This window comes from Thiomicrospira microaerophila (genome assembly GCF_000934765.1).
Lineage (GTDB): Bacteria > Pseudomonadota > Gammaproteobacteria > Thiomicrospirales > Thiomicrospiraceae > Thiomicrospira > Thiomicrospira microaerophila.
The window spans coordinates 136,121-149,647 of the sequence record NZ_JYNN01000005.1 but is presented as its reverse complement, the minus strand read 5'-3'; the positions used below and the strand labels follow the sequence as shown (position 1 = coordinate 149,647).

At 47.1% G+C, this 13,527-nt stretch carries 14 protein-coding genes and 2 pseudogenes; all 16 read left to right on the top strand.

Annotation, left to right across the window (positions count from 1 at the left end; translation table 11 throughout):
* Window positions 1-406, top strand: a pseudogene (locus tag NA59_RS04395) (hypothetical protein); the annotation flags it as partial.
* Window positions 407-484: 78 nt separating this feature from the next.
* The gene (locus tag NA59_RS15680) at window positions 485-727 is read left to right on the top strand and encodes a DegT/DnrJ/EryC1/StrS family aminotransferase (protein WP_269763828.1); all 243 of its coding nucleotides are present in this window, start codon (window positions 485-487) and stop codon (window positions 725-727) included.
* Window positions 619-1,257: a DegT/DnrJ/EryC1/StrS family aminotransferase gene (locus NA59_RS14760; RefSeq protein ID WP_322785777.1), complete on the top strand. Its 639-nt coding sequence runs from the start codon at window positions 619-621 to the stop codon at window positions 1,255-1,257. The genes NA59_RS15680 and NA59_RS14760 overlap by 109 nt, the downstream gene beginning before the upstream one ends.
* A 5-nt stretch (window positions 1,258-1,262) precedes the next feature.
* A complete protein-coding gene (locus tag NA59_RS04385) occupies window positions 1,263-1,652 on the top strand; it encodes an ORF6N domain-containing protein (protein ID WP_083944934.1) in 390 nt (129 codons plus the stop codon).
* Window positions 1,640-1,843, top strand: a complete 204-nt coding sequence (locus NA59_RS04380) for a hypothetical protein (RefSeq protein ID WP_044408490.1) — start codon at window positions 1,640-1,642, stop codon at window positions 1,841-1,843. The genes NA59_RS04385 and NA59_RS04380 overlap by 13 nt, the downstream gene beginning before the upstream one ends.
* Before the next feature lie 115 nt (window positions 1,844-1,958).
* A complete protein-coding gene (locus NA59_RS04375; RefSeq protein WP_052501457.1) occupies window positions 1,959-2,744 on the top strand; it encodes an Abi family protein in 786 nt (261 codons plus the stop codon).
* Window positions 2,745-3,581, top strand: coding sequence for an FAD-dependent oxidoreductase (locus tag NA59_RS04370; RefSeq protein ID WP_198401048.1), 837 nt, complete (start codon window positions 2,745-2,747; stop codon window positions 3,579-3,581).
* Window positions 3,582-3,865: 284 nt separating this feature from the next.
* A pseudogene (locus NA59_RS04365) lies at window positions 3,866-4,702 on the top strand (PDDEXK nuclease domain-containing protein); the annotation flags it as partial.
* On the top strand, window positions 4,680-4,922 hold the full coding sequence (locus tag NA59_RS15800) for a PDDEXK nuclease domain-containing protein (protein WP_407701048.1): 243 nt from the start codon (window positions 4,680-4,682) through the stop codon (window positions 4,920-4,922). The pseudogene NA59_RS04365 and the gene NA59_RS15800, both read left to right, overlap by 23 nt.
* Window positions 4,923-5,325: 403 nt before the next feature.
* Complete coding sequence (locus NA59_RS04360) at window positions 5,326-6,759, top strand: phosphomannomutase (RefSeq protein ID WP_044408488.1); 1,434 nt, start codon at window positions 5,326-5,328, stop codon at window positions 6,757-6,759.
* A 39-nt stretch (window positions 6,760-6,798) separates the two neighbouring features.
* Complete coding sequence (gene gmd / locus NA59_RS04355; RefSeq protein ID WP_044408485.1) at window positions 6,799-7,917, top strand: GDP-mannose 4,6-dehydratase; 1,119 nt, start codon at window positions 6,799-6,801, stop codon at window positions 7,915-7,917.
* A gap of 121 nt (window positions 7,918-8,038) precedes the next feature.
* Window positions 8,039-8,998: a GDP-L-fucose synthase gene (gene fcl, locus NA59_RS04350; RefSeq protein WP_044408483.1), complete on the top strand. Its 960-nt coding sequence runs from the start codon at window positions 8,039-8,041 to the stop codon at window positions 8,996-8,998.
* Between the two features lie 101 nt (window positions 8,999-9,099).
* Window positions 9,100-10,062 (top strand): GDP-mannose mannosyl hydrolase, encoded by a 963-nt coding sequence (locus tag NA59_RS15345; protein ID WP_198401046.1) that lies wholly within the window; start codon window positions 9,100-9,102, stop codon window positions 10,060-10,062.
* 105 nt (window positions 10,063-10,167) lie between these two features.
* Window positions 10,168-11,634, top strand: a complete 1,467-nt coding sequence (locus NA59_RS04340; protein ID WP_044408480.1) for a mannose-1-phosphate guanylyltransferase/mannose-6-phosphate isomerase — start codon at window positions 10,168-10,170, stop codon at window positions 11,632-11,634.
* Window positions 11,635-11,771: 137 nt separating this feature from the next.
* Entirely contained in the window at window positions 11,772-13,100 is a 1,329-nt protein-coding gene (locus NA59_RS04335) for an AAA family ATPase (protein WP_083944932.1), read from the top strand.
* Between the two features lie 268 nt (window positions 13,101-13,368).
* Window positions 13,369-13,521 carry a hypothetical protein gene (locus NA59_RS15040; protein ID WP_157792544.1) on the top strand — a complete coding sequence of 51 codons (153 nt, stop codon included), beginning with the start codon at window positions 13,369-13,371 and terminating at the stop codon, window positions 13,519-13,521.
* Window positions 13,522-13,527: the final 6 nt, after the last annotated feature.

Genomic DNA, 13,527 nt, shown 5'->3' with positions numbered 1-13,527 from the left:
AATTATAGAGCTCTTGCGGCTAGTTGACTGGATGATACGATTACCGCATAATCTAGACATCGAAGTAAAAAACCTAGTAGACCAAATTGAAGAGGAAAAGCACATGGCATACGTAACATCATTTGAGCGCATAGCGCGGGAAGAGGGCGAGCTTAGGGGCGAGCTTAGAGGTGAGCTTAGGGGTGAGCTTAGGGGTGAGCAGAGGGGTAAGCTTGAAGGAATGCTTAAAGGTCAAGCCAGAATTCTATCTAAAATGATACGCCTTAAATACCCTCACGAAGACCATTCAATCTACGAAGCGCGAATCAGTCAACTGAGCGAAGCGCAAATCGACCAACTGGTTGAGTGTTTTTTAGAATCAACCAGCCTAAAACAAATGTTCAGCACACTCGACAAAAAAGAGTGACAAACCAATAGCCAACCACGCATGCAACCCTCGTCATTGCGAGGCGCGCAGCGACGCGGCAAACTCCGGCCAATAAATATGAAAATTGATTTTGCAAATTTACAACACCAGTACCAACTGTATAAAAACGACATTGATGCCAAAATCCAAGCCGTATTGGATAAATCCAATTACATCATGGGCGAAGAAATCACCGAGCTTGAACAGCAACTATCCGAATTCACTGGCGTAAAACACGCCATTACCTGCTCAAACGGTACCGGTGCGCTGCACAAAGCTGCGACATCTACACCACCAGCTTCTTCCCCGCTAAACCACTAGGCTGCTACGGCGACGGTGGCGCAGTCTTCACTAACAACGACGACTACGCCGAAAAAATGAAAATGATGCGTGTCCACGGGCAAAACAAACGCTATCACCACAAATACATCGGAATGGGCGGACGCTTAGACACCATCCAAGCCGCGATACTGCTCGCCAAACTGCCACATTACGCCAAAGAAATCGAAGGTCGAAACCGTGTCGCCCAAGCCTACACTGAACAACTGAATAGCACTGTTCAAACCCCAAACGTCAAAACCGACCGAACCAGCGTCTGGGCGCAATACACCGTGCGCCTACAAAACCGCGAACAAGTGCAAGAAAAACTAAAAGAGCAGGGCATACCAACCGCCGTGCATTACCCTATGCCATTGCATATGCAAGAATGCTTTCAATACCTAGGCCTAAAACAAGGCGACTTCCCCATTTCCGAACAAGCCGCCCAACAAGTCATGAGCCTACCCATGAACCCATTCCTAACCGAAGAAGAAATCGCATACATTGTTAATGCACTGAAGAAAAGCATCTAAACCGCATGAACTCACTTGAACTGCTAGACGAAAACACCAACAAAAGCAAAATTTACACATTAAGGAATGTGCAGGTTATGCTCGACCGTGATTTAGCAGACTTGTACGGTGTAGAAACGAAGCGGTTAAATGAACAGGTGAAAAGAAATATTGCACGGTTTCCTGAAACATTTAGGTTTCAACTCTCCAAACAGGAGTTCGAAAATTGGAAGTCGCAAATTGCGACCTCCAATAATGAAAAAATGGGGTTAAGGCGTGCACCTTATGCATTTACAGAGCAGGGCGCTATATTGTCACAACAACAACTTGCAATCTGCGCTGGTTTTGCTATCATAAACAAACCAACGCTCTCCATGTCCTCGGACATCGGGGGGCTTTTTTTATGTCTAATATGAACTTCTCGCCCTACACTAAGCCATTTAATTCGCCGTACCAGCTTGTTGTGCACATGCAAAACAAAGGTCTGCAAATACAAGACCCGGCTCAAGCTGAAGCGTTGTTGGCACAAATTAACTACTACCGATTTAAGATCTATCTAGGAGCCTGTCGGACTAAACCGGTCGAAGCGAAAAAAAGTCTGGTTTGAGACAGTTTTTGTTCAATTTCGAGGAGAATAGCTAGCTATTTGACGAGAAAGTGGGCAAAAAATGGCCAAATCCAGCTTTTTTGCAGCCGATTGGCTTTAGTCCGACAGGCTCCTAGTGCCGTTCTGGGATGATGCAAGTAACTGCTATCAACCGAGTAGCCAATTTGATCATGCCTTACAACTCTATCGTTTTGATGAAGCACTTAGGATTTGGCTGTTTCAATTGATAGGGCGGATTGAAATTAAGCTGCGAACAAAACTCGATCAAACCGTTTCGCAATACACTCAAAATCCATTTTGGTATTTGGATGACGGTTTGTTTACCAAAAAGATAAACGCAACGCGTGACAAGCTAGCGCAAGAGTTTAAACGCTCAAAACTCGCTTTCGCTGACCACTACAAAAGCAAATACTTTAACCAGTTCAGTGCCCAATACAAAGAGTTACCACCTTTTTGGATGCTAGCCGAGTTAAGCACCTTAGGTAATGTGATGACGCTTTATTCATCCATTGATAAAAAACTATTTACGGGCGAAAGCAACGCTGAAAATAAGTTAGACGAACTAGCGAACCAGTTTGGTGCGCAAAATCTAGCAGAATTAAACAGCTGGTTAATGCTCATTCGCGATATTCGCAACCACTGCGCCCACCACAGTCGGCTTTGGAATGTCAATCTACGTGAACCAAGAGGGATAAAACCCAAACTCACGCAACCGATAACGCATAATAATCGAATTTATTTAGCGCTTGTTATGTTTAAGCTAATGGATCAAACACTCAACCTTAACGCACAAGTTAAAGCGAATATACGGCAACTCATTGCACAGTATCCGGTAGTCCAGAATCATCTAAAAGCAGCCGGTTTTCCACACAACTGGACACAAGGCAAAGAGTGGATATAAATGCATAACACATTAACAAGCAATATCCATGAAAATCCGTGTTCATCTGTGGCAAAAAACATCGCCATCATTGGCGGCGGCATTAACGGCATTATGACAGCTTGGGAATTACTCAAACAAGGTCACAACGTCACGCTATTTGAAAAAGGCGAAGTGATGAAACAAACCTCGTCCGCCTCCTCCAAACTACTGCACGGCGGACTCCGCTATTTAGAAAACTTCGAATTCCGCCTAGTCAAAGAAGCCCTAAAGGAACGCCAATGGTGGACTAGCCAAGCGCCACATCTTGCGCAACCGCTAAAACTCTACATCCCAATCTACAAAACCAGTCGTCGCCCAGCCTGGCTCTACAAAATCGGCCTGTGGCTCTACGACTTACTAGCCGGCAAACAAAACATCGGACAACACCAAAGCCTAACCGCACAACAAATGCACCAGGCCTGCCCACAACTAAAAACAGAAGGCCTAAAAAAAGGCTTCAGCTTCTTTGATGGCCAAATGAACGACCAGCAACTAGGCCTCTGGGTACTCGAACAAGCTAAACAAATATCTACCCCCTCTCCCTTGATGGGAGAGGGCAGGGGTGAGGGTGAACGCTCGAACAAAACACAACCCGGACTGGTTATCCAAGAACACACCCAAGTAACCAAAGTCGACCCACAAGGCACACTAACCCTAGCCGACGGCACCACCCAAACCTACGACAAAATAATCAACATTGCCGGCCCCTGGGCAGAACAGCGCCTAAAACAAAGCAACATAAAACCCAACTACACCCTAGACCTAGTTCGCGGCAGCCACATCCTCGCAAACGCTCCCTCTCCCTTAATGGGCTAACGTATGCACACTTCTTTTCTCGTTCCCACGCTGTGCGTGGGAATGCTAGCCCATTCGAGACAGTAATGAGTAAATTAAACTTATTGTGTAATTTTTTATCACTGTAAAATACCAGAAATTCTATTGTATACACTAGCAACAGCGCTCCCACGCACAACGTGGGAGCGCGTTATAAAGATATGTGCATACGTTAGCTTAATGGGAGAGGGTTGGGGTGAGGGTGAAAAAGCACCACCCGGCCTTCGCCGGGATGACGACAGCAAACAACCAGCCCTGGTGAAACCATGACTAAAAACACCGCAATCATAACAGAAAGCTTTAATCACCTAGTCGCAGAGCTCAAACTACGCATCCGCGAAGCCCAGCATCGTGCACTGCAAAGCGTTAACAAAGAATTAACCGCGCTTTATTGGGCGATAGGGCAGCGAATTGTCGAAAACCAAGAAGCACATGGCTGGGGAAAATCCATCGTTACGCAACTGGCCGAAGAACTACAAAAAGAGTTTGTAGGCAATGCTGGTTTTAGCGAGCGCAACCTTTGGAATATGCGCAATTATTATTTAGCTTATCAAGCCCATCCAAAACTGCAGACACTGTCTGCAGAAATTAGCTGGTCGCACAATGTCAAAATCCTGCAAAAGCTCAAAGACCCGCTTGCGCAACAATTTTACATCCAAGCAAGCATTAAAAACGCCTGGAGCGTGCGTGTACTTGACCACCAAATCGACAACCAAACCTATGAAAAAACCCTGCTCGGTCAAACCAACTTCGCCAATACACTCCCGGCAGAATGTCAGCAAGCCGGCTTAACCATCAAAGACGAATACACCTTTGATTTTCTAGAGCTGGCTGAAGAACATTCCGAAAAAGAACTCGAAAACGCGCTCATCCAAAAAATCCGCGATTTTCTCATTCAAATGGGCACAGATTTTGCCTTTATCGGCAACCAATACAAACTCACCGTGGACGACGAAGACTACTTTATTGATTTACTGCTCTACCACAGACGCCTAAAATCGCTTATCGCAGTCGAACTAAAAATCGGCAAATTCAAACCCGAATACGCGGGCAAAATGGGCTTTTACCTTACGGCACTCAATGAAACCGTCAAGTTGCCTGATGAAAATCCATCCAATAGGCATCATTATTTGCAAAGACAAGAAAAGAACCACAGTCGAATTTGCCCCAAAAGAAAGCAATCAACCTATTGGCGTTGCAACCTACACACTCGCACACCAATTACCCAAAGAATACCAGCACGCACTACCGCCCGCACACGAAATAGAACAAAAACTCAGCGCACTGTTTGCCAAAGAAACAACAAAGCCAACTGAACCATGAACAAAAAACTTACCGCCCCAAAAATAAAATGTCATTCCGGCCTCCAACCCCGTCATTCCGGCGAAGGCCGGAATCTCCAGCCGACAGTGCACAACCTCAAAAGATCCTGAAACAAGTTCAGGATGACGGCCTCGGTGTCATTCCGGCGAAGGCCGGAATCTCCAACCAACAACGCAAACTCGCAACAGAACCCGGCCTACGCCGGGATGACGTAAAAAAAAGAAAAGACAAAAAACCAACTAGGTCTGGTCATAATCAAAACAACGCGCAATATTGGGCGAATAACCGCTCCCATTACGTTCAATATTGCGTTACAATTACTCGCTTATCACGTCGCCCTCATAAAAGGCACAGATGTGGATAGACCACGTAATCTCGCTAAGTCGGTAACAGTAGAATAAAAATGCAAACAAAATCAAACACCATCATCGCCAACTCAGGCGTAAAATTCGGTACCAGCGGCGCGCGCGGCCTTGTTGAACAATTTACGCCAAACGTTTGTGCCGCGTTCACGCTCGCCTTTATCACCGCGATGCAGCATACATTTGCATTTAATCGCATTTCTATAGCGATTGACCGTCGGCCCAGCAGCCCGAACATGGCTGCCGCCTGTATAGCCGCTGCAAAACACCTAGGTCTAGAAATCGACTACTTCGGCGTCATACCGACACCCGCGCTCGCCTATCAATCCATGCAAGCCAAACAACCCGCCATTATGATTACCGGCAGTCACATACCCTTCGACCGTAACGGCATCAAATTCTATCGCCCAGACGGAGAAATCACCAAGGCCGACGAAACCCTCATCATCACGACCCAAGCCGAAGTGCCAGAACAGCTAGACCTCACCTTGCCAGCCGCAAGCCAACAAGCTGAAAACCAATACATCGCACGTTATCAAAACCTAGTAGCCCCGAACCTACTCCAAGGCAAACGCGTCGGCATATACCAACATTCCTCAGCCGGGCGCGACCTCTATACCAAATTGTTTACCCAGCTCGGTGCTGACGTCATCCCCCTAGGCCGATCAGAAGAATTTGTGCCGATAGATACAGAAGCCGTTCGTCAAGAAGATATCGAACAAGGCAAAATCTGGGCGAAACAACACAAACTCGACTTCCTATTCTCCACCGACGGCGACGGCGACCGCCCCTTAATTGCCGATGAAACCGGGCAATGGCTAAGAGGCGACCTAGTCGGCCTACTAACCGCGCGTTACCTAAAAATTGACGCACTCGCCATACCCATTAGCTGCAACACCGCTATCGAAGCCAGCGGCGCATTCCAAAAAACCACTCGCACCCAAATCGGCTCACCATACGTCATTGAAGGCATGCAACAACTCACGCCAACCTACCAACGCATCGCTGGATTTGAAGCCAATGGTGGCTTCCTACTCGGCAGCGATATTGAACTAGACGGCCAAACCCTAACCGCCTTACCCACGCGTGATGCCTTATTGCCCATTATCGCCCTGATGGCCGCCAGCATAGAACCCCAGCACCCGCTTTCACACCTGCTCGCAGACCTGCCACAACGCTATACCGCCAGCAACCGCATCCAAAACTTCGCCACGGAAAAGTCACAACAACTTATCCAGGCCTGGTCACAAAACCCAAAAGAAGCAAGCGAACAACTCGGCCTACAAAACAAAACCATCATCCAGCAAAACCAAATCGACGGCCTGCGTTGGACCTTCGACGATCAAACCATCGTGCATCTAAGACCCTCGGGCAATGCACCGGAATTACGCTGCTACACCGAAGCCGGCACACAACAACAAGCAGAAACACTACTAAAACAAACTCTAGCACTATTGGAAAAGCTAGCTAACTAGACTAAAATTCGTAAAAATTTAGAAACAGAGAGAAAAGAAATGAAGAAAAAAGCACTTATCACCGGCGTAACAGGACAAGACGGCTCCTACCTAGCCGAGTTTTTACTAGAAAAAGGCTACGAAGTCCACGGCATCAAACGCCGCGCCTCGTCTTTCAATACCCAGCGCGTAGACCATATCTACCAAGACCCGCACGTCGATAATGCCAACTTTATTCTTCATTACGGCGACCTAACCGACTCATCCAATCTCACGCGTATTCTACAAGAAGTGAAACCTGACGAAGTCTACAACCTAGGCGCACAATCCCATGTTGCCGTATCCTTTGAATCCCCAGAATACACCGCTGATGTTGATGCAATGGGCACATTGCGCCTGCTCGAAGCCATCCGCTTGCTCGGCCTAGAAAAGAAAACCAAATTCTACCAAGCCTCCACTTCAGAGCTTTACGGCCTAGTACAAGAAACCCCACAAAAAGAAACCACACCGTTTTACCCGCGTTCACCCTATGCCGTCGCCAAAATGTATGCCTATTGGATCGTGGTCAACTACCGTGAAGCCTATGGCATGTACGCCTGTAACGGCATCCTGTTTAACCACGAATCGCCACGTCGCGGCGAAACCTTCGTAACCCGCAAAATCACACGCGGCCTCGCTAACATCGCCCAAGGCCTCGAAAAATGCCTTTACATGGGCAATATGGACGCGCTACGCGACTGGGGACACGCCAAAGACTATGTGCGCATGCAATGGATGATGCTCCAACAAGACCAAGCCGAAGACTTCGTCATTGCCACTGGCGTGCAATACTCCGTGCGCCAATTTATCGAATGGTCAGCCCAAGAACTCGGCATCACCATCAAATTTGAAGGGCAGGGCGTAGACGAAAAAGGCATTATCGCGGCCATCGAAGGCGACAAAGCCCCAGCGCTAAAAGTAGGCGATGTCATTGTACAAATCGACCCGCGCTACTTCCGCCCAGCCGAAGTAGAAACCCTACTGGGCGACCCAACCAAAGCCAAACAAAAACTCGGCTGGACACCCGAAATCACCGTCCAAGAAATGTGCGCCGAAATGGTCGCCGAAGACCTAAAAGTAGCCCAGCGCCATGCCTTCCTAAAAGCGAACGGCCACGATATTCATGTGTCGGTAGAGTGATTTTGGTGAAGAGTGAAGAGTGAAGAGTGAAGAGTGAAGAGTGAAGAGTGCTCACCCCTCACTTGATACACCTCACCCCTCACTTGATACACCTCACCCCTCACCAACAAAAAGGAATAATATGAACAACATTTTCATCGCCGGGCACAAAGGCATGGTAGGCAGCGCGATAGTGCGCCAACTCAACCAAGACCCAAATAACAACTTGATAACCGCCGACAAAACCGAGCTAGACCTAACCAATCAGCAAGCGGTAAACGATTTTTTTGCGCAAAATAAAATCGATCAAGTCTATCTTGCCGCGGCCAAAGTAGGGGGCATTCACGCAAACAACGAATACCCGGCGGAATTTATCTACCAAAACCTAATGATACAAGCCAATATCATCCACGCTGCGCATCAAAATGATGTCCAGCAGTTATTGTTTTTAGGTTCATCCTGTATTTACCCCAAACTCGCCGAACAGCCCATGCGCGAAGATGCACTGCTCACTGGCACACTAGAATGCACCAACGAACCCTACGCGATTGCCAAAATCGCGGGCATCAAGCTCTGTGAAAGCTACAACCGTCAATACGGTCGAGATTACCGTTCCGCCATGCCCACCAACCTATATGGCATCAACGACAACTTTCACCCAGAAAACTCACACGTTATCCCGGCGCTTATCCGTCGTTTCCACGAAGCCAAACAAGCCAACGCCCCAGTCGTAAAAGCCTGGGGAACCGGCAAACCCATGCGCGAATTTTTATACGTCGATGAAATGGCCGAAGCCTCCATCTTCGTGATGAACCTAGACAACGAAACCTACCAACGCGAAACCCAACCCATGCTATCGCATATCAACGTAGGCACAGGCATCGACTGCACCATAAAAGAACTCACCGAAACCGTCGCCAAGGTAATCGGCTATCAAGGCACAATCGAATGGGACACCACCAAACCCGACGGCACCCCGCGCAAACTCATGGACGTCTCGCGCCTAGAACGCCTCGGCTGGAAAGCCAAAATCAGCTTGGAAGAGGGCTTAACCACAACTTACGCTTGGTTTTTGGAGAATCAGGATTCGTTTAGAGGGTGAAGAGTGAAGAGTGAAGAGTGAAGGGTGAGGAGTGAAGAGTGAAGGGTGAGGAGTGAAGAGTGAAGGGTGAGGAGTGAAGAGTGAAGAGTGAAGGGGGAGGTGTGAGAAAACACTATGAATTGCGTGCTTGGCAAAATGCAATGCTGCTTGTCGAGCAGGTATATTTAGTAACTAAAATTTTTCCCTCTGAAGAAAAGTTTGGTTTAACGAATCAACTTAGGCGTGCAGCGGTATCCATTCCAAGTAATATCGCTGAAGGCGCGGCAAGAGGAAGTGACGCAGACTTCTTAAGGTTTTTGTACATTGCTAGAGGCTCATTGAGTGAAGTTGAAACGCAATTGCTTATTTCCAAAAATTTAAATTTTGTTATTGAGATTCAGGAAATACAAAACTTAATTGAACAAACATTCGCTCAACTTGGTGGTTTGATAAAACACTTACAGAATAAAAAGATGACCTATGTAAAGGAAAATGCGCCAACTTACAACGAGAACACCTCACGCTTTACTGAGGACGCCTCTCTTTTTACAGAAGCCTCTTCACCTTTGATGGACGACGCCTCACCCCTCACCGGTACCCCCTCACCCCTCACCGAGAAGGACTTCCAACACCTCGTCAAGAACGCACCATTATTTGCAATAGACTTGGTGGTGCTGAATGACCACAACCAAATCCTACTCGGCCAGCGTAAAAACGCGCCGGCGAAGGGCTATTGGTTTGTGCCAGGTGGGCGGGTGTTTAAAAACGAAAGCCTAGAACAAGCCTTCAAACGCATCAGCAAAACGGAACTAAATGTAGAAATCGAGCGTCACCAGGCCTGGTTACTAGGACTTTATGACCATTTTTATCAAGACAGTGTGTTTGGCGAAGACATCGACACCCACTACATAAACGCCACGCATTGGGTTAAGCTTAATGCTACGCAAATACAAAACCTGCCAACCGAACAGCACCAAAGCTACAGCTGGCAAAACCTAAACGAAATCGAACAAGATAAAACGGTACACAAATACAGTAAAGTGTTTTTACCCGCGCTTAAAAGAATCCAGCCTTCGTCGGAATGACGAGTAAGGACCGGTCAAGTATTTAACCTGTAAACAAAAAAACGAATAAAACAAAAAAGCGTCATGCCGGACTTGAACCGGCATCTTTAAAAAGGACAAAACAGCATGATTAACATACTACTCTCCGGCGGATCCGGCACACGCCTATGGCCATTAAGCCGCACCAAACTACCAAAACAATTTGTCCGCCTGTTCGACAACCAATCGCTGTACCAAAAAACCCTAGAGCGCAACGCACCCCTGTGCCACAGCACGCTAGTCGTCACCAACACCGAACAATACTTCCTAGCATTGGATCATTTACAAGAAACCTACGCCTCACTCAACACCCCCTCACACCTAACCCCTCACACCTCACGGTTTTTACTAGAGCCCATCGGCCGCAACACAGCCCCAGCCATCGCCTTAGCCTGCCTAACCCTAGACCCAGACGACATCGTATTCGTCACCACCTCCGACCACCTAGTAAAAGACCAAGCCGCCTACGAAAACGCCGTCAACCAAGCCAAAACGCTTGCAGAGCAGGGCTACCTAGTCACCTTCGGCATCCAACCCACCTACCCAGAAACCGGCTTCGGCTACATAGAAGCCAACGGCAACAACGTAAAATCATTCAAAGAAAAACCAAACCTAGCGACCGCACAAAGCTACCTCACTGCAAACACCTCACCCCTCACCAACGGCACCTCACCAATCTACCTATGGAACTCCGGCATGTTCTGTTTCAAAGCCGGAACCTTCCTAACCGAGCTAAAAAAACACAGCCCAGAAATCCACCAGGCCTGCGAACAGGCACTAAGCTTCACACCTCACGCCTCACACCTCACTCAGCGCGAAGCAATCCGCATCCCCCACGACCTAATGCAAAAAATCCCCGAAGACTCCATCGACTACGCCGTCATGGAAAAATCCGACAAAGTAAAAGTCATCCCATGCGATATGGGCTGGTCAGACCTAGGCAGTTTCGATGCCCTATACGACGAAACCAAAACCAACGAACAACCCAACGCCGTCCTACTAAGAGGCCAAAACGCCCAGCAACCGATTAGCATCGACAGTCAAAACAACCTCATCGTCGCCCGCGACCGCCAAATCGCCCTGATTGATGTTGAAGACTTACTCGTTATCGATACCAGCGACGCCATCCTCATCAGCAAAAAAGACAGCTCACAAAAAGTAAAACAAGTCGTCTCAGAAATAAAAAAACACAAACCCGAACTCGCCGAGATTCACCGCGTCGCGCACAGACCCTGGGGAACCTACGAAGTCCTCGTCGATACCGAAGGCTATAAAGTCAAACGCATCGTCGTCAAACCCAACGGCCGCCTAAGCCTTCAAAAACACTACCACCGCAACGAACACTGGATCGTCGTATCCGGCACAGCCACCGTCACGGTAGATCAAGAAACCAAACTCGTGCGCCCCAACGAATCCACCTACATCAAAATGGGCCAAGTCCACCGACTAGAAAACGACGGCAAAATCGACCTCGTCATGATCGAAGTCCAAGTAGGCGAATACACCGGCGAAGACGACATCGTAAGAATCGAAGATATCTATGCTAGAAATTAAGCTCACCAAAACATTAAATTTTGTAAACTGCGGAGGTTCTGTTAATATTAACAAACCAACGCTCTCCATGTCCTCCGGCATCGGGGGCTTTTTTGTTGCTTATTGACACCTAAATTATCAAAACAGGCCCAAACACTATGAAAATCCAACACATTAGTGTAGACAACTTCAAGTCACTCGTAGGCTTTGAAATGCCCCTAGGGCACTTCAATTGCTTGATTGGATTAAACGGTGCAGGCAAATCGACACTACTACAGTTTTTTGACTTCCTATCCCAGCAAGTTAAAGGTCAAATGGATAATTGGCTCACAAAAAGACAATGGAAAGCGACTGAGCTCAACTCAAAATTGACGAACAGGTTAAATATAGAGTTTACTATCGATTTTGAAACTGAATCTAATCAGAAACTACAATGGACGGCAAGCTTCAATCGCCGAGAACTTCGTTGTACAAAAGAAAAACTGACGCTTCAAGACAAAACGCTACTAAAAGTCGAAGACGGCCAATATCAGCTATATAAAGAAGAACACACACACACGCAAGCCCATCTACAAGGCACCATAGCCTTTGAGTATCAAGGCTCTATCCTCTCGCAAATAAAAGAAGAACAACTAACGGACAAACTAAAACAATTCAAAAGTTTTTGGCAAAACCTTCACGCATTAGATTTGCTGTCGCCAACACTACTCAGACAATCAGCTCGTGACGCCCAAGGCATGCTGGGTTTAGGTGGCGAAAAACTCGCCGCATTCCTCTACGAACTGCCGCCCACGCAAACACAAGCGATTATTGCCGAATTAAAAGCCAACTACCCACAACTCCAAGCCTATGAAGTGAGTAATAAAAAACCAGGTTGGAAAAGGCTATCAATAACCGAACAATTCCAAAATAAAGCGATTGCTACCGAAGCGCGTCACGTCAATGACGGTCTGTTGCGTATGCTGGCGATATTCGCCCAACTTACGACCAAACAAAGCTTTTTATTACTCGATGAAATTGAAAACGGCATCAACCCAGAATTGATAGAATTTCTAGTCGATCAACTTGTGCAAACCCAAGCCCAAACATTGGTTACCACTCACAGTCCGGTCATCCTAAACTACCTAGAAGACGAAGTTGCCAAACTAGGGCTTATCTATCTCTACAAAAACGAAATGGGCGCGACCCAAGCCATCCGTTTATTTGATATACCCTCAATGGCCGAAAAACTGACGGTTATGGCACCAGGCGAAGTCTACCAAGATACGCATCTAAGAGAGCTTTACCAGGAATACAAGCTATCCAAAACCAGCAGGAAACAACTCAATGAAGCTGTACCTAAGTGGCGAAGGCGCAACCGATTTTGGTCAACTAAACCAAGAGCACTACCAACCAGGCCCGCTAACCTTACTTGCCAAGCCAAAATCCGAAGCTTGGATACTTTGCGCGCTTCAAGGCTACCAGCATTGCAATGCATTAGAAAATGAAAGTGGCAACGATAATTCACCCAATAGTCTTAAAACCCAATTAGAGCAAAAGCTGCAACAGCCAGTCAACCGAGAACTACTGAATCAGCTTGTTGAACAAGCGCCAATAGATTTAAACCAAATTGATATGCCCATGGTCAACCAATTTAAACAAGACTGCACAACCTTATTAGCTAGGTTAGGTTTTAGATGAACAAGATCATTCCCGCACACAACCTCGTCATTCCCGCGAAGGCGGGAATCTCAAACAAAACAAATAAAAAACCAAATGCTAACTAAACTAAAAACATTACAAAACCACGCCGGCTTAATCCGCTACTTCAAAAACACCAGCTGGATGATGGCCGAACAATTCCTGCGCATTATCGCAGGCCTGTTTGTCGGCATTTATTACATCGAAGACATCTACAGCAGAAACTAAAAAAAG